The organism is Rathayibacter tanaceti (assembly GCF_001634385.1).
Classification (GTDB): Bacteria; Actinomycetota; Actinomycetes; order Actinomycetales; family Microbacteriaceae; genus Rathayibacter; species Rathayibacter tanaceti.
This window is the reverse complement of sequence record NZ_LIIN01000028.1, coordinates 1-25,287: the sequence shown is the minus strand read 5'-3', so window position 1 is coordinate 25,287 and position 25,287 is coordinate 1. Positions and strand designations below refer to the sequence as shown.

The window sequence follows — 25,287 nt, the reverse complement described above, 5'->3', positions numbered from 1 at the left end:
GTTCTCGATCGCGCTGCGCGCCTCCCTCGTCGTGCCGGCTCCCGCTCCCCCGCTCGGCCGCCGTCGGCCGCCCCGCGGCACAGCCTGAGCGGCCGGAGCGGACGGCGAGCCGTCTATCCTCGACGGGTGCGTCTCGTCATCGCGCGCTGCTCCGTCGACTACACCGGCCGTCTCAGCGCCCACCTCCCGCTCGCCACCCGCCTCCTCCTCGTCAAGGCCGACGGAAGCGTGCTGATCCACTCGGACGGCGGCTCCTACAAGCCGCTGAACTGGATGAGCCCGCCCTGCACGCTGGTCACCGGTGAGCCCGACGCGGAGGCGCGCGCGGCGGGCGTGACGCAGCAGTGGACCGTCGCGCACCGCAAGACCGGAGACGCGCTCGTGGTCTCGATCCACGAGGTGCTGCACGACTCCGCGCACGAGCTCGGCATCGACCCGGGGCTCGTGAAGGACGGCGTGGAGGCGCATCTGCAGCGCCTGCTCGCCGAGCAGATCGAACTGCTCGGAGACGGGCACACGCTGGTGCGCCGTGAGTACATGACGGCGATCGGGCCGGTCGACATCCTCGCGAGGGATTCTTCAGGAGCCGCAGTCGCCGTCGAGATCAAGCGTCGCGGCGAGATCGACGGAGTCGAGCAGCTGACGCGCTATCTCGAGTTGATGAATCGCGATCCGCATCTCTCGCCCGTGACCGGAGTCTTCGCCGCGCAGGAGATCAAGCCGCAGGCGCGGACACTCGCCGAGGACCGCGGTATCCGTTGCGTCGTGCTCGACTACGAGGCGATGCGGGGAACGGACGATTCGCACACCCGCTTGTTCTGAACGATGCCATGCCGAAGGCCCCCGGGGATTCGCTCCTCGGGGGCCTTCGGCGTCTCGGGCGGATGCCCGAGAGGTCTTACTTGTGCGCGGCCTGGTAGGCAGCCTGGACCTCGGAGGGGATGCGTCCGCGGTCGGAGACGGGGTGACCGTTGGCGTTGGCCCACTCGCGGATCGCCTTGAGCTGCTTGGGGTCGCTCTTGGTCGAGGAGGAGGCGGTCGAGGCGGCAGCCGGACGCGAGCCGACGCGGCGGCCGTTCGAGACGAACTTCTCAAGGACCGAGTGGAGCTCGGCGACGTTGTCGGCGCCGAGGTCGATTTCGTAGTTCGCTCCCTCGATGCTGAACCGGACGGTGCCGCCGTCACCGGAATCGATAGGCGTTCCGTCGATATCGTCGACAAGCGTGATCTTCTGGGCCACTTTTCCTCCTGGAGTGATCGGGACCGGACGGTAGTGGTCTGGGCCGTGAGAGACATTACTCGGTCTCAGAAGGCAGTGCATCACCGATGGCGCCTTTCGCCCCATTCTTGCGCCACGTTCAGGGGAATGCCCAGGATAAGGGCGTCTATTCCGGCCTGAATCCAGGCCGATGACCCTCAGTCGTGGCAGAGGCGGGGCAGTAGACACCCGCGAACGCTGTGATTCCGGACAGGAAGGGATCTTCGTTAGCGTGGAGTCATGGCACGACGAGGCGGACCCCCTGCACGCCCGGCGCGACCCGGGCCCTACCGCAATGAGGAGGCGCGGGAGGCGCTGGAGGCGCTCGTCGCCGCGCCCACGCCCGAGGCGGTCGACCGCCTCCTCGCCGCCTGCCTCGCAGGCTCGCTCGTGGTGGATGTCACCGGCTCCCAGCCGGGAGGTGTGCCGCACGTGCGGACCGTCGCGACGACCACCGGCGAGCAAGTGCTTCCGCTGTTCACCTCGACCGATGAGGTGCGCACCGCCGTCCCACGCCAGCAGCACCCGCGGGTGCAGATGCTGGTGCTGCCAGGGCGCGAGGCCTTCGCCCTGATCGGAACCGCCGACTTCGTCGCCGTGCAGCTCGACCCCGGCTCGATCGCCCAGGTCGTCGCCCGCCCGTTCGTCGAGAGGGCTCTCGACGGCGAACGGCCGTAGAGTATGGGCCCGCGCGATCGCACCACCCGAGGTCAGGAGCCCGACATGTCCGATACGACCCTCGCCGCCACCGGCCTCGACGAGCGCGCCGGCACCTGGTCGTGCATCCTGTTCGACCTCGACGGCACGATCACCGACTCCGCCCCCGGCATCACCGGTACGCTCGCCGAGACCTTCGTCGAGCTCGGCCGGCCCGTGCCTGCTCCGGCCGAGCTCCTCGCCTACGTGGGCCCGCCGCTGCTCGAGGCGTTCCGCGAGCTCGGCGGGATGAGCGTCGAGGAGGCGCAGGCAGCGCTCGTCGTCTACCGCCGCCGCTACAACGCGGGCGGCCTCTTCGACTCCTCCGTCTACCCCGGCCTGCCCGATGTGCTGACGCGCATCGCCGAGGCCGGCGTGCCGCTCTCGCTCGCGACCTCGAAGCCGGAGTCCGCGGCCACGCTGATCCTCGAGCACTACGGTCTCGCGCAGCACTTCACGGTCATCTGCGGCGCCTCGGAGGACGAGGTGCGCAGCGCAAAGGCCGACGTGGTCGAGGAGGCCCTGCGCCGGCTCCGCGCTCTCGGCGTCGACCTCGCGACGCCGGTGATGGTGGGCGACCGCGAGCACGACGTGCTCGGAGCCGCGGCGCACGGGGTGCCGACGATCATGGTCGAGTGGGGCTACGGGTCGCCCCTGGAAGCGGTCGGCACGATCGCCCTCGTCTCGGCCGCGGACGAGCTCGCGGACCTCCTGCTGCCGTGACCTGCGTACGATGAGGGCATGACTGGTCTGGGCGTCGTCCTCTCGTTCGTGCTGTTCCTCGGCGGGATCCTCGTCCTCGGCAACTCGTTCCTCCTGCCGGACATCGCCGGCTTCCTCTTCGTCGGAGGCATCCTGATGATCTCGGGATCGCTCGCGATCGCCTTCCACGTCCTGCCGAAGTCGCAGTAGTCCGGCCGGTCCCCGCCCTCGAGACGAGCGCACCCGCGGACGCAGCTCGCGAGAAGTTGCGGCTAGCCCAGGGTCCTCGCGTCGAGGTTCACGACCGAGCCGATGTAGACGGCCTCGCCCGCGCCCGCCACGGTGGGGTTCATCCGGAGCAGCTGCTGAACCGGGATCCCGAAGCGCTGGGCGATGTCGAAGAACGTGTCGCTCTGCACCACCGTGTAGCTCACGATCTCGCCCGCACCGTCGCGGGTCGGCTCGCCGGCCGCACCGGGCACCGCCCCACTGTCGACGGCGAAGGCCGTTTCGGGGATGTCCGGCGTGGGGTTGGGCGTGAAGGTGACGGTCGCCTCCGGTGCCGGCGCGTAGACCGTGGCGGTCGACTGCGGGAGCGCCGCGGTGACGGTCGGATCGGGGCTCGGCGGCGTGGGAGTGGGAGTCGCGGTCGCGAAGACGGTCACCGTGACAGTGGGAGCCGGCGCCGGCACCGCGCACCCCGTGAGCGCCAGGACGACGACCAGCGTCGTCGCTCCGATCATGGCCGTGTCGCGCATGTGATCCACCCTCCGTGCACCGGGGGTGCTCGCTCCCACCCTAGGAGTACCCGCGCAGGCGCCGCTGCCGGGCGCGGAATCGCCCTAGGCGGCCGGTTCGGGCAGGATCCGCAGTCCACCGCCGCTGTTCGCTGCGTCCATCAACAGTTCGACCCAGCCGGGGTTGATCGTGGGCTGCCTGCTCCCGGCGAAGTGGAACTGCAGTGCGATGGTGGGGTTCATCCAGAAGGAGTGCCGCCCGCGTGCCCCCTCGGGCATCGAGTCGAGAGTGAGGCTGAAGCGCTCGTCGCGGCGGAACTTGGCGTAGACGACGATCTGGAGGTGGGCCAGAGTCCTGTCCTCGATCTCGAGGACGGCCGGCGGAGTGCCGTAGAGGAATTGACCCATGCGGCCACCCTAGAGGCTTCTGGGTCGACTGCTAGATCCTCTAGCTAGTCCGTCAGGTCCGCAGAGTGTTCGGCCTCGTCGTCGCGGGCGTCGATCTCGTCGACCGCGGTGCCCATCCGGCGGAGGAAGTTCACGACGACCTCTGCCTCGGCGGCGTCCAGGTCCTCGGCGATCTCGAGCATCCGGCGGTGCATCTCCTGCAGCGTCTCGCGGACCTCCTGGTCGCTGTCGACAGTCGCCTCCACGACGATGCCCCGGCGATCGGCGGGGTTCGGCCGGCGCACGAGGTGGCCGCTGCGCACGAGCCGATCGATCAGCACCGTGGTCGACGCGGACGAGATCGAGAGGTGGCCGGCCAGATCCTTGCCCGTGACGAGCTCGCCCCTGCGCTGCTGGCGCAGCAGGTACTGGATCGCGATGAGGTCGGTCTCGCCCATCGCCATCCGCTCGCGGGTGCGCCTGCGCATCGCGACCTCGGCGACCCGGTAGGTCCGCATCGCGCTGAGCACCTCGACCGCGCGGCGGGTCGACGACTCGTCGGGGTACCAGTACCCGGCACCGCTGCGAAGGGTCGCGTCGCTCATTCGGCCATCCTAGACCGGCTGGTAAAGAGGCGGTCTAGCGATGTGGAGCACACCTACGCTGGAGTGGTGACCGCCACTCTCGTCGCCAAGGGCCTCTCCGGAGGCTACGCGCACCGCACCCTCTTCGACGGACTCGACCTGACGGTCGCCCCCGGGGACGTGGTCGGCGTCGTCGGGCCCAACGGCGCGGGCAAATCGACGCTGCTGCGGATCCTCGCCGGCGAGACGCCTCCGCTCGAGGGCGACGTCGTGCTCGCCCCCGGCGACGCCTTCGTGGGCTGGCTGCCGCAGGAGCACGAGCGCCGCGAGGGCGAGACCGTCGCCGGGTACATCGGCCGCCGCACCGGATGCGCCGAGGCCTCCGCCGAACTCGACGCCGCTGCCTCCGCCCTGGCCGACCCCGACCCGGACGGCTCGATCGCCGACCGCTACGCCCTCGCCCTCGACCGCTGGCTCGCCAGCGGTGCCGCCGACCTCGACGAGCGGACGCCGGTGGTGCTCGCCGAGCTGGGACTGACGCTGGCGCAGGGCGCAGCGGTCTCCGCCTCCTCGACGATGACCTCGCTCTCGGGTGGTCAAGCGGCACGGGTCGGCCTCGCCGCTCTTCTGCTCTCGCGCTTCGACGTGGTGCTGCTCGACGAGCCGACCAACGACCTCGACCTCGACGGGCTCGAGCGGCTCGAGGCCTTCGTGCGCGGACTCCGCGGCGGCGCGGTGCTCGTCAGCCACGACCGCGAGTTCCTGGCCCGCAGCGTCACCCGCGTGCTCGAGCTCGACCTCGCACAAGGCACCAACCGCGTCTACGGAGGCGGCTACGACGCGTTCCTCGAGGAGCGCGAGACCGCCCACCGCCAACGCCGCGAGAAGTACGAGGACTTCGCCGATCAGAAGGCCGACCTGGTCTCGCGCGCCCGGACGCAGCGCGAGTGGTCGAGCCAGGGCGTGCGCAACGCGATGAAGAAGGCTCCCGACAACGACAAGATCCGCCGCAAGGCTCGGTCGAGTCGAGCGAGAAGCAGGCGCAGAAGGTGCGTCAGATGGAGAGCCGCATCGCGCGCCTCGAGGAGGTGGAGGAGCCGCGCAAGGAGTGGCAGCTCGCCTTCACGATCGGCACAGCGCCGCGCTCGAGCTCGGTGGTGTCGACACTGAACGGGGCGGTCGCGCGGCGGGGCACGTTCACGCTCGGCCCAGTGTCGCTGCAGGTCGACGCGGGTGACCGCATCGGCATCACGGGGCCCAACGGCGCGGGCAAGTCGACGCTGCTCTCGCTGCTACTCGGCCGCTCCGAACCGGAGGAGGGATCGGCGTCGCTCGGCGCCAGCGTGGCGATCGGCGAGATCGACCAGGCCCGCGCGATGCTCGCCTCCGACCGGCCGCTGGCGGACGCTGTCGAGGCGCTGGTGCCCGAGTGGCCGACCGCCGAGGTCCGCACCCTGCTGGCGAAGTTCGGGCTGAAGGCCGACCACGTCTCGCGCCGCGTCGGCGAGCTCTCGCCGGGCGAGCGGACTCGCGCGGCCCTCGCCCTCCTCCAGGCGCGCGGAACGAATCTCCTGGTGCTGGACGAGCCGACCAACCACCTCGACCTGGCCGCGATCGAGCAGCTCGAGCAGGCGCTCGAGGCCTACGAGGGCACGCTGCTGCTGGTCACCCACGATCGGCGGATGCTCGAGACCGTGCAGCTGACTCGCCACTGGCGGGTCGACGGCGGCGTGGTCACGGAGGCGTGAGCAGGGCGCCTGCCTCCGCTGCCGCGACTGGCGGGACCACTGTTCGGCCCGGGCCGGAACGCCTCCCGGGGCCGCCGCGACCGGCGGGCGTCACCGCACCGACCCGGGTGCTCCGCGCGCGCCCGTCTCAGGCGGCGCGCAACGCCCTGAGCAGGGCCAGCACGACGACCGCCGAGCGATCGGCCGCGTCGTCGACGTGCGCCTCGAACTGCCCCGGCGCGCAGAGGTCCGAAATGCCGCGCACCGACACGAACGGCACGCCGTGCACGTGCGCCGTCTGCGCGAGCGAGACCGACTCCATGTCGGTGGCGAGCGCCTGCGGGAACGCTCCGCGCACCCGCTCGACGTGATCGCCCGAGACGAAGACGTCTCCCGAGACGATGAGACCGCGACGCACCGGCACGGCTCCGGCCGGCACCTCGACGCCCAGCTCGACCTCCAACGCGGGAGCGTGCCCTGAGTAGCGCGCCGGCATCCCTGGCACCTGGCCGAGCGCGTAGCCGAAGGCCCGCGCGTCGGCGTCCGTCTGCACGTACTCGTCGCCGACGACCACGTCGCCGACCCGCACGTCCGCTCCCAGCCCACCCGCGGAGCCGGCGCTCACGACGAGCGGCGACGGGTCCTGGAGGATCGCGGCCGTCAGCCCGCCGGCGGCGTTCACGAGACCCACTCCCGTGCGCACCAGCAGCACGGAGCCGCCGTCGACGGTCAGGTCCCACTGCAGGGCGTTGCCGACGCCGCGCGGCTCGGAGGCGCGCTCGGACCTCTCGAGGAACGGCTCGGCCTCCTCGTCCATCGCCACCAGGACGATCGCGTCGCTCACGCGGTCACCGTCTCCCACTCGGAGCGCTGCGCGAGGAACGTGCGCGCCGCCTCCTGAGCGCCCTCGAGCGAGTGGTTGGCACCCCACCCGCACTGGGTCTCGTTGGCGGCGGGCACGGCATCGGCCTCGGTGATGTCCCGCAGTGTGTCCTCGACGAGCGAGAGCACCTCCGGCAGCTCGGGCTCGCCCGAGAGGATCAGGTAGAAACCGGTCTGGCAGCCCATCGGCGAGAAATCGACCACCCGGTCGGAGTGGTTGCGCGACTTCTCGGCGAACAGGTGCTCGAGCGAGTGCACGGTCGGCATCTCGAGGTGGGCGCGGTTGGGCTGCGTGAAGCGCACGTCGTACTTGACGAGGTGATCGCCTCCGGGCAGCGTCTTCGCGTCGGCGAGGCGCACATACGGCGCGGCGACGGTGCGGTGATCGAGGTTGAACGACTCGACGTTCATGCGCGGCTGATCCACGGTGGTCTCCTTCGCTGGGGTGCCTCCATTCTGCTCCGCCGACGAGGGAACCCCGAGGGGTTCCCTCACTCCCCCGGGACGAACCGGTAGCCCATGCCCGCCTCGGTGAGCAGATAGCGCGGCTGCGCGGGGTCGGGCTCGAGCTTCTTCCGGAGTTGCGCGAGGTAGAGGCGGAGGTAGCCGGTGTCGGTGACGTGCGCGGGGCCCCAGATCTCGGCGAGCAGGGAGCGACGGGTCACCAGCTTGCCCGCGTTGCGGATCAGGATCTCGAGCACCTGCCACTCCGTCGGGGTGAGCCTCACCGAGGCGCCGTCGCGCGTCGCGCTCTTCGCCACCAGGTCCACGGTCACCTCCCCGATCACGACCAGCGGCTCACCCTCGGCCGGCTGCACGCGCCGAGAGAGGGCCCGGATCCGCGCCAGCACCTCGTCCATCGAGAACGGCTTGGTCACGTAGTCGTCGGCCCCCGCATCGAGCGCCCCCACCTTGTCGGCGGCCCCCGTGCGCCCCGAGACCACCAGGATCGGCGCGCTCGTCCAGCCGCGCAGGCCGTGGATCACCTCGACTCCATCGAGCCGCGGCATGCCGAGGTCGATCATGTAGAGGTCGGGGTGCTCGTCCACCGCCCGGTTGATCGCCTCGGTGCCGTCACCGGCCGTCACCACGTCGTACCCGCGGGCGGTGAGCGTGATGCGCAGGGCGCGGAGGATCTGCGGGTCGTCGTCGGCGATCAGGATCTTCATGCGGCTCCTCCGGAGTCCTCGTGCGCAGTGGCGCTCGCGCGGGTGTCGGGAGGCGGCGCCAGCGGCAGCGTCACCACCATCGTCAGCCCTCCGCCCGGTGTGTCCTCCGTCTCGAGCGTGCCGCCCATCCCCTCCGTGAAGCCCTTCGAGAGCGCGAGGCCCAGTCCGAGCCCGGTGAGGTTGTCGTCGTCGCCGAGGCGCTGGAACGGCAGGAAGACCTCGGCGCGGCGCTCCTCCGGGATCCCCGGGCCGTGGTCGACGATGCGCAGCTGAGCGTTGCCGCCGAAGGCGCTGGCCGAGACCCGCACCCGCGTCCCGGGCGGGGCGAACCGGACCGCGTTGGCCAGCAGGTTGACCACCACGCGCTGCAACAGCACTGCGTCGGCCAGCAGCGCCGGACCCTCGGGATCGAGATCGAGGTCGACCTCCCCGGGGCCGAGCCCGAGCTCGTCGAGCGCGGGCAGCACCACGTCGGCGGCATCGAGCGGAGCCGGCGCCACGGCGAGCGCCCCCGCCTCCAGCCGGGTCACGTCGAGCAGATCGGTGACCAGCGCGGCGAGCACGGTCAGGCTCTCGTCGGCCGTGGCGAGCAGCTCCTCCCGGTCACTCTCGCTCCAGACCACCTCGGGCGAGCGCAACCCGCTGACCGCCGCGGTGGCCGCGGCGAGCGGGCGGCGCAGGTCGTGGCTCACGGCCGACAGCAGGGCGCTGCGCACCCGGTCGGTCTCGGCGAGCGGAGCCAGCGAGCTCGCCGTCTCGCTGAGCGCCGCGTTCTCGAGCGCCGAGTCCAACTGCGCCGCGACCACCCGGAGCAGCCGGCGCTCGCTCCCCTCGAGCTCGCGGCCGTGCAACTCGAGCACCGCGCCCTCCCCGACCGCGATGCGCGCGGGGTCGCCGTCCGGCTGCGGTTCACCGTCGGCGGCGACCACCTCGCCGTCGCGCAGCAGCCGCACCCCGGTCAGACCGAACGCCTCCCGCGAGCGCTCGAGGATCGCCTGCAGCGCCCCCTGCCCGCGGATCACTCCGCCCGCGATCGTCGCGAGCAGCTCCGACTCCGCTCCCGAGCGCTTCGCCGCGCGCGCCCGCCGGGCCGCACGGTCGACCACCGCGCTGACCAGCGCCGCGTTGAGCATGTAGAGCACCAGCGCCAGCGCGTGCAGCGGCTCGTCCACGGTGATCGTGTAGAGCGGATCCACGAAGAAGAAATCGAGGGTCAGCCCCGAGAGCACGGCCGCGAAGAGCGCAGGCCAGAGCCCGCCGACCAGCGCGACCACCACCACCAGCAGCTGGTACGAGAGCACGTCGCTCGTGATCGACTCGTCGCTGCGCAGGCTCGAGAGCAGCCAGGTCACCAGCGGACCGCCGGTGAGTGCGAGCACCATTCCCAGGACTCGGCGCCGCAGCGTCAGCGCACCGTCGAGCCTCGGCAGCACCGCGGTGCGGCCGGCCGCCGCATGACTGACGATGTGCACGTCGATGTTGCCGGACTCGCGGATCACCGTCGCTGCGGTTCCCGGAGTCAGCGCCGACGCGAGCCGGCCCCGGCGGCTCACCCCGATCACGAGCTGCGTCGCGTTCACCGAGCGGGCGAATTCGACCAGCGTGCGCGGCACATCCTCACCGACCACCTGGTGATAGCTGCCGCCGAGCTTCTCGACCAGCGCGCGCTGCGCCTCCAGCACGTGCGGCCGCGGGGCGCGCAGGCCGTCGGGCGTCACCACATGCACAGCGAGCAGGTCGCCCCCGGAGGCGCGGGCCGCGATCCGTGCGCCGCGCCGCAGCAGAGTCTCGCCCTCCGGTCCGCCCGTGAGGGTGACCACGACGCGCTCCCGCGCCTCCCAAGTGCTGTCGATGCCGTGCTCGACGCGGTAGTCGCGCAGGGCGCTGTCGACCTCGTCGGCGAGCCAGAGCAGCGCGAGCTCGCGGAGGGCGGTGAGGTTGCCGAGGCGGAAGTAGTTGGAGAGGGCAGCGTCGATCCGCTCCGGCGGGTAGACGCGGCCGTCGGCCAGGCGGTCGCGCAGGGCCTGCGGTGCGAGGTCGACGACCTCGATCTGATCGGCGGCGCGGAGGACCGCGTCGGGGATCGTCTCGCGCTGCGGCGCTCCGGTGATCGCGTGCACGACATCGTTGAGCGATTCGATGTGCTGGATGTTGACGGTCGAGAAGACGGTGATGCCGGCGTCCAGGAGCGTGCGCACGTCCTCCCAGCGTTTCTCCTGACGCGAGCCGCGGGCGTTGGTGTGCGCGAGCTCGTCGACCAGCGCGATGTCGGGCCGGCGGGCGAGCACGGCGTCGAGGTCCATCTCGTCGAGGTGGACTCCGCGGTGCTCGCGCGTGCGACGGGGCACGACCTCGAGACCCTCGACCATCGCGGCCGTGGCGGACCGGCCGTGCGTCTCGACCACGGCGACCACGACGTCTCGACCCTCGGCGGCGAGCCGGCGGCCCTCCTCGAGCATCGTGTAGGTCTTGCCCACCCCGGGCGCGGCTCCGAGGAGCACGTGCAGGCGGCCCTTCGTCATGCTCCGGACCTCCCCTCGTGCTCGCGGCTCCGAGGCACCTCGGGATCGCGGGATCGGCGTCGGCGCGCTCGATCGGGCGATCTCGACGGGCCGAACGCGAGTCTACGAGCCGGAGGTGCCGCGGGAGCCGTCACAGCTGCGAGAGGGCGGCGTTGAGCTCGAGCACGTCCACGGTCGGCTCGCCGAGGTAGCCGAGCTCGCGGCCCTCGGTGTGCTCCTCGACCAGCGCGCGCACGGCGCCCTCGTCGAGCCCACGGGCGGCGGCGACCCGCGGCACCTGCAGCAGCGCGTACTCGGGGCTGATGGCCGGGTCCACTCCAGAGGCGGAGGCGGTCAGTGCGTCGGCCGGCACTGCGGCCGGGTCGACTCCCTCGAGCGCGGCGATCGCCGCCCGCCGCTCCTCGACGGACGCGACCAGGTCGGGGTTCTCCGGCCCCAGGTTGCTTCCGGTGGAGGCTCCCGCGTCGTAGCCCGCGGCGGAGGGACGCGACTGGAACCACTCCGGCAGCGCCGCTCCGTCGGGGTCGGTGAACGACTGGCCGATCAGCGACGAACCGATCACCGCGCCGTCCTGGAGCAGGAGCGAGCCGTTCGCCTGGGCGGGCAGGGCGAGCTGCCCGACAGCGAGCACCGCGAGCGGGTACGCCGCTCCCAGCAGCACGGTGAACACGAGCATCGCGCGCAGCGCGACTCCGTACTGGCGGAGGCCCGAGCGAGTGGGATTCATGATTCTTTCTCTTCTCTGAAGGAGTGGAGGGCCGCGCGAGATGCCACTTCGGTACGCGACACGCCGAAGAACGCGTACCGAACTGGCATCTCGCGAAGAGGGTCTAGAAGCCGGGGAGGAGGGCGACGACGAGGTCGATCAGCTTGATCCCGAGGAAGGGAGCGATGACGCCGCCGAGCCCGTAGACGAGGAGGTTGCGACTGAGGATCTTCGAGGCGCTCAGCGCCCGATAGGCGACGCCGCGCAGGGCCAGCGGGAGGAGCACGACGATCACCAGCGCGTTGAACACGATCGCCGAGAGGATCGCCGAGGCCGGCGAGTGCAGCTGCATCACGTTCAGTAGCTCAAGCCCGGGAAAGACGCCCGCGAACATCGCCGGGATGATCGCGAAGTACTTCGCCACATCGTTCGCGATCGAGAACGTGGTGAGCGCTCCGCGGGTGATCAGCAGCTGCTTCCCGATCCGCACGATGTCGATGAGCTTCGTCGGGTCGGAGTCGAGGTCGACCATGTTGCCGGCCTCCTTCGCCGCCGAGGTGCCCGTGTTCATCGCCACGCCTACATCGGCCTGGGCGAGGGCAGGAGCGTCGTTGGTGCCGTCTCCGGTCATCGCGACCAGCGCGCCGCCCTCCTGCTCGCGCCGGATCAGGGCGAGCTTGTCCTCAGGAGTCGCCTCGGCGAGGTAGTCGTCGACCCCCGCCTCCGCCGCGATCGCGCGCGCCGTGAGCGGGTTGTCGCCCGTGATCATCACCGTGCGGATGCCCATCGCGCGCAGCTCCGAGAATCGCTCCGCGAGTCCCTCCTTCACCACGTCCTTCAGATGCACCACGCCCAGCAGGCGAGCACCGGCCCGGTCCTTCACCGCGACCACGAGGGGAGTGCCCCCGCTCTCGGACACACCGTCGACCAGCGCGGCGAGCTGCGAGGCAGCGGTCGGGGGCAGCGGCCCCTCCTCCTCCACCCAGGCGCGCACGGCAGATCCGGCGCCCTTGCGGAGGGAGGCGCCGTCGGGCAGATCGAGGCCGCTCATCCGCGTCTGCGCCGTGAAGGGCACGACGACCGCCTGCGCGGGTTCGACGGCGGGTCGGCCCGAGGCGCGGGCGAGGTCGACGATCGACGTCCCCTCGGGCGTCGGGTCGCTGAGCGAGGAGGCGGCGGCCGCGTCGACGAGCTCAGCCTCCGCCACGCCCCCGACCGGCAGGAACGCCACCGCGCGCCGATTGCCGTAGGTGATCGTCCCCGTCTTGTCGAGCAGGAGCGTCGTCACATCGCCCGCCGCCTCCACAGCCCGTCCGGACGTCGCGAGCACATTGCGCTGCACCAGCCGGTCCATTCCGGCGATGCCGATCGCCGAGAGCAGGGCGCCGATGGTGGTCGGGATCAGGCAGACCAGCAGAGCCACCAGCACCGGCACGCTGACGGAGGCGCCGACCGCGGAGGCGAGCGGGTCCAGGGTCAGCACCACCACGACGAACACGATCGACAGGCTCGCGAGGAGGATGTCGAGCGCGATCTCGTTCGGTGTCTTCTGCCGCGACGCGCCCTCGACCAGGCCGATCATCCGGTCGACGAACGTCTCGCCCGGGCGGGAGGTGATCCGCACCACGATCCGGTCCGAGAGCACGCGGGTGCCGCCCGTGACCGCGCTGCGGTCGCCTCCGCTCTCGCGGACCACCGGGGCCGACTCGCCCGTGATCGCCGATTCGTCGAGGGAGGCGATGCCCCAGACGATCTCACCGTCGCCGGGCACGAGGTCGCCCGCCTCCGCCACGATCACGTCGCCCCGCTGCAACTCGGCCGACGAGACCTCGACCGCACGCGCCGAGGCCGCGGACGGATCGGCGGGGTCGTACTCGACCAGCCGCCGAGCCGGCGTGCTGGTGCGGGTGGCGCGGAGGCTCTCGGCCTGCGCCTTGCCGCGGCCCTCGGCCACCGCCTCCGCGAGATTCGCGAAGACCACGGTGAGCCAGAGCCAGACGGCGATGCCCGCCGTGAAGGTGACCGGCACGACCGAGCCGCCGGAGCGCTCCGGACCGCCGAAGAACGGCTCTGCGATCGCGAGCAGCGTGGTCAGCACCGCGCCGACCTCGACGAGGAACATCACGGGAGTCCGCCACATCAGGCGGGGGTCGAGCTTGCGCACCGCGGCGGGAAAGGCCGCAGCGAGCTGGCGCGGTCCGAGAGCCGCGGTCCGCGGCCGCGCCGGGTCGGCCGGCGTTCGGGTGGGAGTGGTGGTCATCGGAGTCACAGCCCTTCCGCCAGGGGACCCAGCGCGAGTACGGGGAAGTAGGTGAGCGCGGTCACGACGACCGTCACGCCCACGAGGAGGCCGACGAACTGCGGTCGGTGGGTGGGCAGCGTTCCCGCGCTCGCGGGGACCGGCGTCTGCGCGGCGAGTGAGCCCGCCAGCGCCAGCACGAGCACGATCGGCAAGAACCGGCCGAGCAGCATCGCGACACCGAGCGCGGTGTTCAGCCATGGAGTGTTGGCCGTCAGCCCCGCGAAGGCCGAGCCGTTGTTGTTGGCGGCGGACGTGAAGGCGTAGAGCACCTCCGAGAAGCCGTGCAGCCCCGGGTTCAGGATCGACGTGCTCTCGACGTCGGCGCGGATCGAGGGGATCGCGAAGCTCAGCGCCGTCCCCGCGAGCACGAGCGTCGGCGTCACCAGGATGTACAGGCTCGCCAGTGTGATCTCGCGCGGGCTCAGTTTCCTGCCGAGGTACTCCGGGGTGCGGCCGACGAGCAGTCCGCCGACGAACACGGCGAGGACCGCGAGCACGAGCATCCCGTAGAGCCCCGACCCGACGCCGCCGGGGGCGACCTCGCCGAGCATCATGTTGAGCATCGGCAGCAGGCCGCCGAGCGCGGTGAAGGAGTCGTGCATCGCGTTCACCGCGCCGGTCGAGGTGAGGGTGCTCGCCGAGGCGAAGAGGGTGGAGCCGGCGATGCCGAAGCGGGTCTCCTTGCCCTCCATCGCGGCTCCCGCCGCCTGCGCAGCGGAGCCGCCGCCTCCCGCCTCCAGAGCGGTCAGTGCCGCGAGGGAGACGACGAAGATCGTCGCCATCGCGGCGAGGATCGCGCGTCCCTGCCGCACGTCGCCGACCATCCGCCCGAAGGTGCGCGGCAGCGAGAACGGGATCGCCAGGATCAGCACGATCTCGAGCAGGTTCACCCACGCCGAGGGGTTCTCGAACGGATGAGCGGAGTTGGCGTTGAAGTAGCCGCCGCCGTTCGTGCCGAGCAGCTTGATCGCCTCCTGCGAGGCCACTGCCCCGCCCGGGATGCTCTGCTCGCCACCCGTGAGCGTCGTCACGGCGAGCGGATCGTTCAGGTTCTGAATGACTCCGCCGGCGACCAGCACGACGGCGGCCAGGAGCGAGAAGGGCAGGAGGAGGCGCAGAGTGCCGCGCACGAGGTCGACCCAGAAGTTTCCGATCGTGCCGGAGGAGCTCCGCGAGAATCCGCGGATCAGCGCGACCGCGACCGCGAGACCCACGGCCGCAGAGACGAAGTTCTGCACGGCGAGCCCGCCGAGCTGCACCGCGTAGCCGAGCGTGAGCTCGGGCGAGTACGACTGCCAGTTGGTGTTGGTGACGAACGAGACGGCCGTGTTGAAGGCCAGCCCCTCCGGCACTGCGGGGAGACCGAGCGAACCGGGGAGGACCGCCTGCAGGCGCTGCATCCCGTAGAGCAGGAGCACCCCGACGAGCGAGAAGGCAAGCACGGCCCGGAGGTAGGAGCGCCAGGTCTGCTCGCCGGCGGGGTCGACCCCGATCAGGCGGTAGAGACCGCGCTCGACGGCGAGGTCCTTCGCCGACGTGTAGACGCGGGCCATGTGCTCACCCAGCGGGCGGTGCACGAGCGCGACGGCCAGACCGACGGTCGCGACCTGGAGGACGGCGAGGAGCGGGTCCATCAGAACCGCTCAGGGCGGATCAGGGCGGCGACGAGGTAGACGACGGCGGCGAGCGCCAGCACCGCCGCGAGGGCGTCGAACACGATCACCTGGCTTCCTCTCCGGTGCGGGTGGCTCGGCGATCGCGGGCCGGGGCGGGCGGGCCGCCGAGGGCGTGGACCCCCTTCGCAGCGAGGGCGACGAGCGAGAAGAGGGCGAGCATGCCGAGGAGGTAGACGAGGTCGAGCACGGAGGACTCCATCCGAGGAGCGGACGACGCTCGGAACCGAGCGCCTGCCGGGAAGCGGCACGGGAGCGATGCAACACCCCGCCCACAGCCCCCGGAGGCGTCCTCACGGTTCCCCTACGGCCCCGACCCGAGTCCTCGCGATTCCCTGACGGTCGCACTCGCCGGCACGCCCTGAGAGCGTTCTCTCCCACCAACGGCGGGGCGGGGTGGACCGAAGATCACATTTCGGCATCGCCTGGACATATTCGCCGATCGCGCTTTACTCGCCTGCATCGCGGGAATATGTTCTCTCCGTGGACAAAGCCCTCCCGGGGCTCTCCCGCCCTCCCGGGCGACGACACGACGACGTGCTCCACACGTGCACGCCTCGCGTCGTCCTCACCCACGGACACTGCTTTCAGAGAGGAATGCACTCCATGAAGTTCTCCCGCGGCATCACCACGCTGGCCGCCGCCGGCATCATCTCCCTCGGCCTCGCCGCCTGCTCGGCCAGCCCCGCCAACTCGGGCGGCGCCGGAGGCGAGAGCGCAGAGGGCGACTGCTCCGTCGGCATCTCGATGCCTACGCGCAGCCTCGAGCGCTGGATCAACGACGGCGAGGGCCTGCAGAAGCAGCTCGAGGGCGAGGACTGCACCGTCGACCTCCAGTACGCCGACAACAAGACCGATCAGCAGATCTCGCAGATCCAGAACCAGATCGCCGGAGGATCCAAGATCCTCGTCGTCGCGGCCATCGACGGCGAGGCGCTCGCCCCGGTCCTCGCCGAGGCGAAGAAGCAGAACGCGACCGTCATCGCGTACGACCGCCTGATCAACGGCACCCCCGACGTCGACTACTACGCGACGTTCGACAATTACAAGGTCGGCCAGCTCCAGGGCCAGTACATCGAGAAGACCCTCGACCTCGCGAACGCCGCCGGCCCCTTCACTCTCGAGCCCTTCGCCGGCAGCCCCGACGACAACAACGCGAAGTTCTTCTTCTCCGGCGCGTGGGGCATCCTCCAGCCTACATCGAGAGCGGGAAGCTCACCGTCCCCTCGGGCAAGTCGCCCGCGTCCGACGACGACTGGGCCTCGATCGGCATCCAGGGCTGGGCCTCCGACAAGGCGCAGTCCGAGATGGACAACCGCCTCTCCTCCTTCTACACCGGCGGACAGAAGGTCGACGTGGTGCTCTCGCCCAACGACAGCCTCGCCATCGGCATCGAGGCCTCGCTGAAGTCCGCCGGCTACGCGCCCGGCGCGGACTACCCGACCATCACCGGACAGGACGCGGACAAGGCGAACGTCAAGGCGATCCTCGCCGACGAGCAGTCGATGACGGTGTGGAAGGACACCCGCACGCTCGGCGACCGCGTGTTCCAGATGGTGCAGTCGGTCGTCGCGGGCGAAGAGCCCGAGGTGAACGACACCGAGACGTACGACAACGGCGAGAAGGTCGTCCCGTCGTACCTGCTCGAGCCGCAGGTGGTCACGAAGGACGACGTGCAGTCCGTTCTTGTCGACTCCGGCTTCCTCAAGGCCGGCGACGTCGGACTCTGACCCCCCAGCGGGGGCGGGAGGCGCTGCCTTCCCGCCCCCCGCTCTCCGACTATCCGACTCTCCACAACGAAGTGAGGCCCTGTTGGCCAGTCCCATCCTCATCATGCGCGACATCGTCAAGGAGTTCGGCGGTGGCGTCCGCGCCCTCGATGGCGTCTCGCTCTCGGTCCAGCCCGGCGAAGTGCACGCCATCTGCGGCGAGAACGGCGCCGGCAAGTCGACGCTCATGAAGGTCCTGTCCGGCGTCTACCCCGTCGGAAGCTTCGAGGGCTCCATCGAGTTCGAGGGGCACCCCGCGCAGTACCGGTCGATCAACGACAGCGAGGCCGACGGCATCGTGATCATCCACCAGGAGCTCGCTCTCAGCCCCTACCTCTCGATCGCCGAGAACATCTTCCTCGGCAACGAGAAGTCGACCCGCGGAGTCATCGACTGGAACGCCACCAACGCGGAGGCGGCCCAGCTGCTCGCCCGCGTCGGCCTCGCTGAGAACCCAGCGACGAAGATCCTCGAGCTCGGCGTCGGCAAGCAGCAGCTCGTCGAGATAGCGAAGGCCCTCGCCAAAGAGGTGAAGCTCCTCATCCTCGACGAGCCGACCGCCGCTCTCAACGACGAGGACAGCGACCACCTGCTCGGGCTGATCGACCAGCTCCGCACGCAGGGCATCACCTGCATCATCATCAGCCACAAGCTGAAGGAGATCCGCGCCATCGCCGACACTGTCACGATCATCCGCGACGGCCGCACCATCGAGAGCTTCCCGATGGCGGGCGAGGAGGCGTCAGAGAGCCGCATCATCCGCGCGATGGTCGGCCGCGACCTCAACAGCATGTTCCCGCCCCGCGATCCGCAGATCGGTGAAGAGAAGCTCCGCGTCGAGAACTGGACCGTGCACCACCCCGTCGACATCGATCGCGTGGTCGTGGACGACGCGTCCTTCACCGTTCGCGCCGGTGAGATCGTCGGCTTCGCAGGCCTGATGGGCGCCGGCCGTACGGAGCTCGCGATGAGCATCTTCGGGAGGAGCTACGGCACCGGCATCTCGGGCCGCGTCTTCAAGGACGGCAAGGAGATCCAGACCCGCACCGTCGACGAGGCGATCCGCAACGGCCTCGCCTACGCGACCGAGGACCGCAAGCGCTACGGCCTCAACCTCATCGGCGACATCACCGTCAACGTCTCGGCCGCGGCGCTCTCGCGCCTGGCCCGGCTCGGCGTGATCGACAAGCACCGCGAGTACAAGGTCGCCGATTCGTACCGCTCCAAGATGAACATCAAGGCGCCGACCGTCTCTGCCGTCACCGGCAAGCTCTCCGGAGGCAATCAGCAGAAGGTCGTCCTCTCGAAGTGGATCTTCTCGGGCCCCGACGTCCTCATCCTCGACGAGCCCACCCGCGGCATCGACGTCGGAGCGAAGTACGAGATCTACGGAATCATCAACGAGCTCGCGGCCCAGGGCAAGGCGGTGGTCGTCATCTCGTCCGAGCTGCCCGAGCTGATCGGACTCGCCGACCGGATCTACACCATCTCCGAGGGGCGAATCTCGGGCGAGATCGACCGCGCCGATGCCACCCAGGAGCACCTCATGCACTACATGACCGCCGGAAAGGACCAGGCCCGATGAGCGCCACGACCACGACAGCGCCGGCGAACATGCCCGCCAACACTCCCTCCACCCCGCCCAAGCGCGCACGCCGGCTGAACATCAACCTGCGGCAGTACGGCATCCTCGCTGCGCTGGCCATCATCATCCTGCTGTTCCAGGTGCTGACAAACGGGCGCCTCCTGCTGCCCGGCAACGTGAACAACCTGATCCAGCAGAACGCCTACGTGCTGATCCTCGCGATCGGCATGGTGATGGTGATCATCGCCGGCCACATCGACCTCTCGGTCGGCTCCGTGGTGGCGATGGTGGGAGCCATCTCGGCGATCGCGATGAACAACTGGGGCCTGCCCTGGTGGGCGGCGGTCGTCGTGGCCCTGGTCACGGGAGCCGCCGTCGGAGCCTGGCAGGGCTTCTGGGTCGCCTTCGTCGGGATACCGGCATTCATCGTGACGCTCGCGGGCATGCTGATCTTCCGCGGCTTCACCCTGGTGCTGCTCACCGGCGGAACCGTCAACGGCCTCCCCACCGAGTTCACCGCGATCGGCGCGGGCTGGCTCCCGGGCGTCCTGGGCGGCATCGCCGGCCGCGACGCGCTCACCCTGGTGCTGGGTCTGATCGTCTGCGTCGTCCTCGTCGCGCAGCAGCTGCGGACCCGCGCCACGCTCCGCCGCCTCGAGCTGCCCCGCGAGCCCCTCGGCTCGCTGGTGGCGAAGTCGGCCATCGCCGTCCTCGCGATCATGGCGCTCGCCTGGCTGCTGGCCGGCTACAGCGGCACTCCGATCATCCTGATCGTGCTCGCGGTGCTCATCCTCGCCTACAGCTTCGTGCTCGGGCGGACGGTCTTCGGCCGCCACATCTATGCGATGGGCGGCAACCTGTTCGCCGCGATGATGTCGGGCGTCAAGACGAAGTGGGTCACCTTCTTCATCTTCGTCAACATGGGCGCCCTGGCCGGAGTCGCGGGCATCGTCAGCACCGCTCGCGCCGGCGGTGCGGTCGCTTCGGCCGGCCAGAACTACGAGCTGGACGCGATCGCCGCGGTGTTCATCGGCGGCGCGGCCGTCCAGGGAGGCGTGGGCACCGTCGTCGGAGCCGTCATCGGCGGTCTCGTGATGGGCGTGCTCAACATGGGCCTGTCGATCCTCTCGGTCGACGCGGCCTGGCAGATGGCGATCAAGGGCTTCGTGCTGTTGCTCGCAGTGGCCTTCGATATCTTCAACAAACGCCGCGCCGGCTCCCGCTGACCGGACCTGGGCCTCCGCACGGTCGTCTGCGGCGTTGTCGTCGGTCGCGATACCGCCCTTCCTCCTCCGCCTTGCAGACAACCGCGCAGAGACCCCGGGTGACGTTCGGGGGGTGGAGGGGAGCGCGCTCCGCGCGACTCGCAGGGGCGGGGAGGGCTCTCCGTGCGGCTCGGTCTGGGCGGGGAGCGCCACCAGGGGCGGGGCTGATGCTCGCTCTCAGTCGTTCCTTCTACAGTTCTCGGGCGCGGCTTCTCGACAGGAGGGGCCGCGCACGAGTGCATCCGAGACCCGGGCGGGTCCAGCGACAGGCGGGCGATCATGGCAGGAGCAGTCGGGGCGTCCAGCAACGCGCTGCTGCGCCGCCACAACCTCGCCGCTCTCGCGACCCTCGTGCATCGGTCCGGCCCCACCAGTCGCGCCGAGCTCGGCCGCCGCACCGGCCTCAACCGCTCGGCCGTCGCCAACCTCGTCGGCGAGCTGAGCGAGCTCGGCTGGGTCGCGGAGGAGACGGCGGCTCCCGACGGTCGCATCGGCCGCCCGAGCGCCACCGTCGTCCCCGGCGACCGGTTCGCCGCCGTGGGCGTGCACCTCGACACCGACGCGATCATCGTCGGCCTGGTGGGCCTGCACGGCGAGCTGCTGCGCCGCGTCCGCTTCGACACCGCCACGCCCGCGAGCCCCGCGACCGTCGTCCGCGTCGTCTCCGGCATCGTCGAGGGCTTCCGGTCCGAACAGGAGTCACTGCGCGTCCTGATCGGCGCCGGCGTCGCGGTCCCCGGACTGGTCCAGGCCGACTCCGGATTCGTGCATCGCGCTCCCCACCTCGGCTGGCGCGACGTCGATCTCGCCTCCCAGCTCGGCCGTGCACTCGGGCTGCCGGTCGCCGTCGGCAACGATGCGAGTCTGGGCGCCATCGGCGAATCGCTCTTCGGAGCCGCGCGCGGCGTCGCCGACGTCGTCTACGTCACCGGCGGTGCGGGCGGCATCGGCGGAGGGGTCATCATCGGCGGAGTCCCGCTCCAGGGCTCCTCGGGGTTCGCTGCCGAACTCGGCCACACCCTCGTCGCCGCGAACGGTCGCCTCTGCGGCTGCGGCCGCCACGGCTGCCTGGAGGCCGAGGTGCGGATGCGCTCCCTGCTGGACGTGCTCGACGCCCGCGTCCTCGACCAGGACGAGCTCGACATCGCACTCGGCACCTCCCGCGACCCCGCCGTGCTGGCCGAGGTCGCCCGCCAGGTCGACCTCCTCGCCGAGGGCCTCTCGACCTGCATCAACCTCTTCAACCCCACCACCGTCGTCCTCGGCGGCTTCCTCGGCTCGCTGCTCACCGTCGACCGCGAGTGCCTCGCAGCCCGCGTCTCGGCCCGCGCACTCAGCGACCTCGCCCGCGGCGTGAGGATCGAGCGGGCGGCGCTGCGCTCGAAGCTGGAACTGGTGGGCGCCGCGGAGCTACCCTGGCGGCGAGCGCTGGCCGATCCCGCAGCGGTCGCCGGAGGCACGCGGCCGCCGGGCGAGCGCAGCACCCGCGAGGACGCGCTCGGCGCTCGCGCCTGATCCCCACGCCCGAGCGCGGCACCCCACATCGAGGAGGACGAGCATGGCCGACTGGAACGACACGATCATCGAGGAGTTCCGCACCAGCGGCGGAACCGTGACCACCGGGGGCTTCGGGAGGAACCTCATCCTGGTGCACCACCGAGGCGCCCGCTCCGGCGAGGAGCGCGTGACTCCGCTGATGGCGCTGCACCCCTCCCCCGACGTCTGGCTCCTCGCCGCCTCCGCAGCCGGTGCCCCGAAGCACCCGGCCTGGTTCCACAATCTCGTCGCCCACCCCGACCTCGCGATCGAGACCCCCGACGACGGAACCGTCGACGTCCGCGCCCGCGTCCTCACCGGCGACGAGCGCGACGCCGGCTGGTCCCGCTTCACCACCGCCTCCGCCGCCTTCCTCGACTACGAGAAGCGCACCACCCGCACGATCCCCGTCGTCGAGCTCACTCGCCGCTGACGATCGGGCGCACCCTGCGTCCCGGACCTCCCTTCCGCTCCTACCCGACCTCTCCGACGTTCCGACGAAGAGTCTGCGCGGCGCGCCTGCTCTCCTGCACCGCCCGCTCATCCTGCCCGCAGCTTCTCACGGAGCACGTTTCGCGGTAGTTTCATCAAGCCCTTCACTGTCAGGGAGAGTGAAAACATGCGAGAAACATCAGCGCGCCTGCTCGATGATGCACTGCGCCGCCTCGAAGCCGGAGCGACGGCGCACGAACTCGAGAATCAGAACCTCGATTTCAAGCGGGACGGTCGATCCGCTGACGACGATGTCCTCAACATCGCCGAGGCGACGGCGTGTTTCGCGAATGCGTCGGGTGGTCTGGTCGTCGTCGGAGTCCACGACCGCGTAGCAGGGCCCGAGGCGATCATCGGTTCGCGCCTGGATCCCGATCGGACGCGCTCGCGGATATACGAGCTCACAGAGCCGAAGCTCCTTGTCGATGTCGTCGCCCTGCAGCACCGGGGCGTCCATGTCCTCGTGGTCGACGTACCGGCGAGCGTCACCGTGCACAGCCTGAAGAGCCGCATTCCCACCGAGCGAATCGGTGACTCCTGCTCGCCGATGTCGACTGACCGCATCGCTTCCGTCATTGCTGAGCGACGAGGCCAGGACTGGTCGGCGTCCGCGTCGAGAACGAAGGCATCCGCCGTAGATCCCGTCGCGATGGCGACCATTCGACGACTTCTTGAGCGCGCCGCATCACCGGCGAGTCGTCGACTCGCGCAGCAGCCTCAGGAGATCGACATTCTGCGCGGCCTCGGAGTCGTCACCGACGACGGGCGACTCACGAACACCGGAGCCCTTCTCGTCACCGATCAGCACGAGCACACAGCCGCGTTCTCCTACGTCCACCGTCGGACGCCCACGGGAACCGTGACGGCGAACGAGCAGCTGACGGGCCCTTTGGTGCTCCTTCTGGAGCAGCTTTTCCAGCTCATCAGCGCGCGAATCGACACGACACCCGTCTCCATCGGCAGGGGCCAGCAGCTCCACGTCTCCGATCTGCCCGAGGCCGCCATCCGCGAGGTCGTCGTCAATGCTGCGGTGCACCGTGACTATCGAGGGAATGGAAGGGTCACGGTCGAGCACACGCAGACACAGCTCGTCGTCACATCCCCGGGTGGATTCGTGAGCGGAGTACGCGCCGATAACGTCCTGACCACGTCTTCCCGCCCCCGGAACGGCCAGCTCGCCGGCGCACTACGCGCCCTCGGCTACGCCGAGACCGCCGGCTCCGGCGTCGACAAAATGTATGCCGAGATGGCAAGACTCGGGCACCAACCGCCCTCGTTCCTCTCCGAGGGAGACCATGTCCGGGTGACGCTCATCGGAGGAGCGCCGAACTCTGCGCTCACCCGCTTCGTCGCGACCCTGCCGCCCGAGGAGACCGAGGATGCGGACACCATGACCATCCTCCTCACTCTTCTCACTCAGCGGACGATCACTGCGCAGCAGCTCGTCCCGATTCTGCAGAAGTCGGGAACCTCGGAAGCACAGTCGGTGCTCGAGCGGTTGAGCTCCGAACGCGTTCCTCTGCTCGAACCGACCCGTGACTCATCACGGAGGACTCTGCCGCGCTATCGACTGCGAGAGGGGCCGCTCGCCGCTCTCGGAGCCGCCGTCACCTATCGGAGGCGGACGGCCGATCAGCTGGACCGGAAGATGATCGAGCTGCTCCGCGAGACGGGGAGCATCAACGCGCGGATGGTCCGCGTCCTCCTCGACGTGGACTCTCAGACGACGTCCCGGCTTATCGCCGATCTCATCAAGCGCGATCTCCTGGTCAAATCCCCCGGTCCGGGGCGCGGGCCGAACGTGACCTATGGGCCGGGAACGGCGTTCCCGGCGAGGATCCGCCACCACCGAGCGGTGCCGGAGACCGGCACAGAAGACCGATTCGACGTCCCAGACGACTGATCGGAGCGGCATGGCGCACGCTGCGCTCCAACAGCACGAGGGCTTGGGAGCGAGAAGAGCCCCCGACCGGACATCCGATCGGGGGCTTCGAGCTCTGGTGCGCGAGGGGGGAGTTGAACCCCCACGCCCTTTCGGGCACACGGACCTGAACCGTGCGCGTCTGCCTATTCCGCCACTCGCGCTCACCAGCGGCACCGAAGCGCCGACGTGAAATCGTAGCACCCCCGGGCCACGGGGCCGAACCGCGTCGGCCGGCCGGCTCGCACCTCGCCCCTCGCCCGGTTGACACGCCCGCACGCGCGCCGGCACGCCCTCCGCACGCCTCCCGAACCCGCGAAAGCACCGCGGAGGATCGCGCACCCAGACCATCCCAGTAACATGCCCGTAGCCGTGCGCGGCGCAGACCAGACAGGAAGCGGCGACGGGCGCGCAGACATCTCGATCCGTGCGCGACCGCCGAGAAGGCGAAGAACCGGAAGATCGGAAGACTGTGGGCATACTGGACAACTTCGAGAAGGGGCTCGAGCGCGTCGTCAACGGCGCGTTCGCGAGGACCTTCAAGTCGGGTCTGCAGCCGGTCGAGCTCGCCTCCGCCCTTCGCCGGGAACTCGACACCACCGCCGCCGTCGTCAGCCGAGACCGGATCCTCGTGCCCAACGACCTCGTGCTGCGGATGTCCGCGACCGACCTCGAGCGCATGGAGAAGCTGGGCGCGACCCTCGTCGATCAGCTCACTACGGTCGCGACCGAGCACGCGACCAAGCAGGGCTACCGCTTTCCCGGCCCGATCTCCATCGCGCTGGCGATCGACGCCTCGCTGAGCGACGGGATGGTCGAGGTCGACTCGCGGAGCGTCAAGGGCACGGTCGCCTACACTCCCGTCCTCGACATCGGCGGCACGCGCCACACGATCACCAAATCCCGCACCGTCATCGGCCGCGGGAGCGACGCCGACATCACCGTCGACGATTCCGGAACCTCACGCAAGCACGTCGAGATCCTGTGGGACGGTTCGCGCGCCCAGGTGCACGACCTCGGCTCGACGAACGGCTCGAAGCTCGACGGACGGCCCGTCACGCAGGCGCCCCTCTCGCCGGAGCAGACCATCACGATCGGACGCACGTCCATCGTCTACCGCGTCGTGCAGGGTGCAGCACCCGCGCGCGCCGACCGCTCGTCGTCCGGCAGGGCCGCCGGACGCAGCTCCGAGGGATTCTGGGACGACCGGCTATGAGCGAGCTCACTCTCTTCCTCCTGCGCATCGCGTTCCTCGCGCTGCTGTGGTTCTTCGTGTTCGGCATCGTCTACGCGCTGCGGTCCGACCTGTTCGGGCAGCGGGTGCGCAAGCTCCCCGCCGGCGCGCAGGCCGCTCCCGAGTCCCCCTTCGTGACG

At 70.4% G+C, this 25,287-nt stretch carries 23 protein-coding genes, 1 tRNA gene and 4 pseudogenes; 14 read left to right on the top strand and 14 right to left on the bottom strand.

The genetic code is table 11. The features are described from left to right. Positions 1-126 precede the first annotated feature (126 nt). The gene (gene nucS / locus ACH61_RS05425; RefSeq protein WP_068209524.1) at positions 127-822 is read left to right on the top strand and encodes an endonuclease NucS; all 696 of its coding nucleotides are present in this window, start codon (positions 127-129) and stop codon (positions 820-822) included. A gap of 76 nt (positions 823-898) precedes the next feature. Here nucS and ACH61_RS05420 read toward each other — a convergent pair whose 3' ends face one another. Further along, on the bottom strand, positions 899-1,240 hold the full coding sequence (locus ACH61_RS05420; protein ID WP_068209522.1) for a histone-like nucleoid-structuring protein Lsr2: 342 nt from the start codon (positions 1,238-1,240) through the stop codon (positions 899-901). Positions 1,241-1,498: 258 nt separating this feature from the next. Between ACH61_RS05420 and ACH61_RS05415 the strand changes: the two genes are divergently transcribed. From ACH61_RS05415 to ACH61_RS17275, 3 genes are read left to right on the top strand one after another with little or no spacing between them, the layout of a single operon-like run. After that, a complete protein-coding gene (locus tag ACH61_RS05415; protein ID WP_068209519.1) occupies positions 1,499-1,936 on the top strand; it encodes an SseB family protein in 438 nt (145 codons plus the stop codon). Positions 1,937-1,981: 45 nt separating this feature from the next. Beyond that, positions 1,982-2,677: an HAD hydrolase-like protein gene (locus ACH61_RS05410; RefSeq protein ID WP_068209516.1), complete on the top strand. Its 696-nt coding sequence runs from the start codon at positions 1,982-1,984 to the stop codon at positions 2,675-2,677. A gap of 18 nt (positions 2,678-2,695) precedes the next feature. After that, positions 2,696-2,866, top strand: coding sequence for a hypothetical protein (locus tag ACH61_RS17275; RefSeq protein ID WP_158286084.1), 171 nt, complete (start codon positions 2,696-2,698; stop codon positions 2,864-2,866). Between the two features lie 62 nt (positions 2,867-2,928). On the opposite strand, the gene ACH61_RS05405 is transcribed toward ACH61_RS17275, so the two are convergent. The 3 genes from ACH61_RS05405 to ACH61_RS05395 form a co-directional block, all read right to left on the bottom strand. Then, entirely contained in the window at positions 2,929-3,414 is a 486-nt protein-coding gene (locus ACH61_RS05405) for a LysM peptidoglycan-binding domain-containing protein (RefSeq protein WP_068209513.1), read from the bottom strand. Positions 3,415-3,498: 84 nt separating this feature from the next. Then, positions 3,499-3,801, bottom strand: a complete 303-nt coding sequence (locus ACH61_RS05400; protein WP_068209510.1) for a DUF7882 family protein — start codon at positions 3,799-3,801, stop codon at positions 3,499-3,501. 44 nt (positions 3,802-3,845) lie between these two features. Beyond that, positions 3,846-4,385, bottom strand: a complete 540-nt coding sequence (locus ACH61_RS05395) for a MarR family winged helix-turn-helix transcriptional regulator (RefSeq protein WP_068209507.1) — start codon at positions 4,383-4,385, stop codon at positions 3,846-3,848. 66 nt (positions 4,386-4,451) lie between these two features. On the opposite strand from ACH61_RS05395, the pseudogene ACH61_RS05390 reads away from it, so the two are divergent. Continuing rightward, positions 4,452-6,112, top strand: a pseudogene (locus tag ACH61_RS05390) (ABC-F family ATP-binding cassette domain-containing protein). 127 nt (positions 6,113-6,239) lie between these two features. Here the strand turns inward: ACH61_RS05390 and mtnN are convergent. The 9 genes from mtnN to ACH61_RS17270 all read right to left on the bottom strand — a co-directional run bounded on the left by mtnN (position 6,240) and on the right by ACH61_RS17270 (position 15,547). After that, on the bottom strand, positions 6,240-6,935 hold the full coding sequence (mtnN, locus tag ACH61_RS05385) for a 5'-methylthioadenosine/S-adenosylhomocysteine nucleosidase (protein WP_236713554.1): 696 nt from the start codon (positions 6,933-6,935) through the stop codon (positions 6,240-6,242). Beyond that, complete coding sequence (locus ACH61_RS05380; protein ID WP_068209529.1) at positions 6,932-7,384, bottom strand: S-ribosylhomocysteine lyase; 453 nt, start codon at positions 7,382-7,384, stop codon at positions 6,932-6,934. Before ACH61_RS05380 ends, mtnN begins: the two co-directional genes overlap by 4 nt. Before the next feature lie 80 nt (positions 7,385-7,464). Continuing rightward, on the bottom strand, positions 7,465-8,142 hold the full coding sequence (locus ACH61_RS05375) for a response regulator (RefSeq protein WP_068209503.1): 678 nt from the start codon (positions 8,140-8,142) through the stop codon (positions 7,465-7,467). Continuing rightward, complete coding sequence (locus tag ACH61_RS05370; protein WP_068209500.1) at positions 8,139-10,664, bottom strand: sensor histidine kinase; 2,526 nt, start codon at positions 10,662-10,664, stop codon at positions 8,139-8,141. Before ACH61_RS05370 ends, ACH61_RS05375 begins: the two co-directional genes overlap by 4 nt. A gap of 130 nt (positions 10,665-10,794) precedes the next feature. Beyond that, positions 10,795-11,391, bottom strand: coding sequence for a K(+)-transporting ATPase subunit C (kdpC, locus tag ACH61_RS05365; RefSeq protein WP_068209497.1), 597 nt, complete (start codon positions 11,389-11,391; stop codon positions 10,795-10,797). Positions 11,392-11,494: 103 nt separating this feature from the next. Then, on the bottom strand, positions 11,495-13,630 hold the full coding sequence (gene kdpB / locus ACH61_RS05360) for a potassium-transporting ATPase subunit KdpB (protein WP_068209527.1): 2,136 nt from the start codon (positions 13,628-13,630) through the stop codon (positions 11,495-11,497). 5 nt (positions 13,631-13,635) lie between these two features. Further along, positions 13,636-15,306: a potassium-transporting ATPase subunit KdpA gene (gene kdpA, locus ACH61_RS05355; protein WP_068209495.1), complete on the bottom strand. Its 1,671-nt coding sequence runs from the start codon at positions 15,304-15,306 to the stop codon at positions 13,636-13,638. Next, a complete protein-coding gene (kdpF, locus tag ACH61_RS16775) occupies positions 15,306-15,395 on the bottom strand; it encodes a K(+)-transporting ATPase subunit F (protein ID WP_068209492.1) in 90 nt (29 codons plus the stop codon). Before kdpF ends, kdpA begins: the two co-directional genes overlap by 1 nt. Then, positions 15,392-15,547, bottom strand: a complete 156-nt coding sequence (locus tag ACH61_RS17270; protein ID WP_158286083.1) for a hypothetical protein — start codon at positions 15,545-15,547, stop codon at positions 15,392-15,394. Before ACH61_RS17270 ends, kdpF begins: the two co-directional genes overlap by 4 nt. A 404-nt stretch (positions 15,548-15,951) precedes the next feature. Between ACH61_RS17270 and chvE the strand changes: the two are divergent. The 7 genes and pseudogenes from chvE to ACH61_RS05320 all read left to right on the top strand — a co-directional run bounded on the left by chvE (position 15,952) and on the right by ACH61_RS05320 (position 23,895). Beyond that, positions 15,952-17,075: pseudogene (chvE, locus tag ACH61_RS05345) on the top strand (multiple monosaccharide ABC transporter substrate-binding protein). A gap of 103 nt (positions 17,076-17,178) precedes the next feature. After that, a complete protein-coding gene (gene mmsA, locus ACH61_RS05340) occupies positions 17,179-18,699 on the top strand; it encodes a multiple monosaccharide ABC transporter ATP-binding protein (protein ID WP_068209489.1) in 1,521 nt (506 codons plus the stop codon). Beyond that, on the top strand, positions 18,696-19,925 hold the full coding sequence (mmsB, locus tag ACH61_RS05335) for a multiple monosaccharide ABC transporter permease (RefSeq protein ID WP_068209486.1): 1,230 nt from the start codon (positions 18,696-18,698) through the stop codon (positions 19,923-19,925). Before mmsA ends, mmsB begins: the two co-directional genes overlap by 4 nt. Positions 19,926-20,243: 318 nt before the next feature. Then, the gene (locus tag ACH61_RS05330) at positions 20,244-21,479 is read left to right on the top strand and encodes an ROK family transcriptional regulator (protein ID WP_068209483.1); all 1,236 of its coding nucleotides are present in this window, start codon (positions 20,244-20,246) and stop codon (positions 21,477-21,479) included. Positions 21,480-21,522: 43 nt separating this feature from the next. Further along, positions 21,523-21,933, top strand: coding sequence for a nitroreductase/quinone reductase family protein (locus ACH61_RS05325; RefSeq protein ID WP_068209481.1), 411 nt, complete (start codon positions 21,523-21,525; stop codon positions 21,931-21,933). A gap of 186 nt (positions 21,934-22,119) precedes the next feature. Next, positions 22,120-22,482 (top strand): annotated as a pseudogene (locus ACH61_RS19270) (AlbA family DNA-binding domain-containing protein); the annotation flags it as partial. Between the two features lie 159 nt (positions 22,483-22,641). Further along, positions 22,642-23,895, top strand: coding sequence for an ATP-binding protein (locus ACH61_RS05320; RefSeq protein ID WP_236713552.1), 1,254 nt, complete (start codon positions 22,642-22,644; stop codon positions 23,893-23,895). 95 nt (positions 23,896-23,990) lie between these two features. Here ACH61_RS05320 and ACH61_RS05315 read toward each other — a convergent pair. Next, positions 23,991-24,077: transfer RNA gene (locus tag ACH61_RS05315), tRNA-Leu, on the bottom strand. A 308-nt stretch (positions 24,078-24,385) separates the two neighbouring features. Here ACH61_RS05315 and ACH61_RS05310 point away from each other — a divergent pair. Together ACH61_RS05310 and ACH61_RS05305 are read left to right on the top strand one after the other, a co-directional pair. Further along, positions 24,386-25,129: an FhaA domain-containing protein gene (locus ACH61_RS05310; protein WP_068209475.1), complete on the top strand. Its 744-nt coding sequence runs from the start codon at positions 24,386-24,388 to the stop codon at positions 25,127-25,129. Then, positions 25,126-25,287: pseudogene (locus ACH61_RS05305) on the top strand (FHA domain-containing protein FhaB/FipA); the annotation flags it as partial. The gene ACH61_RS05310 and the pseudogene ACH61_RS05305, both read left to right, overlap by 4 nt.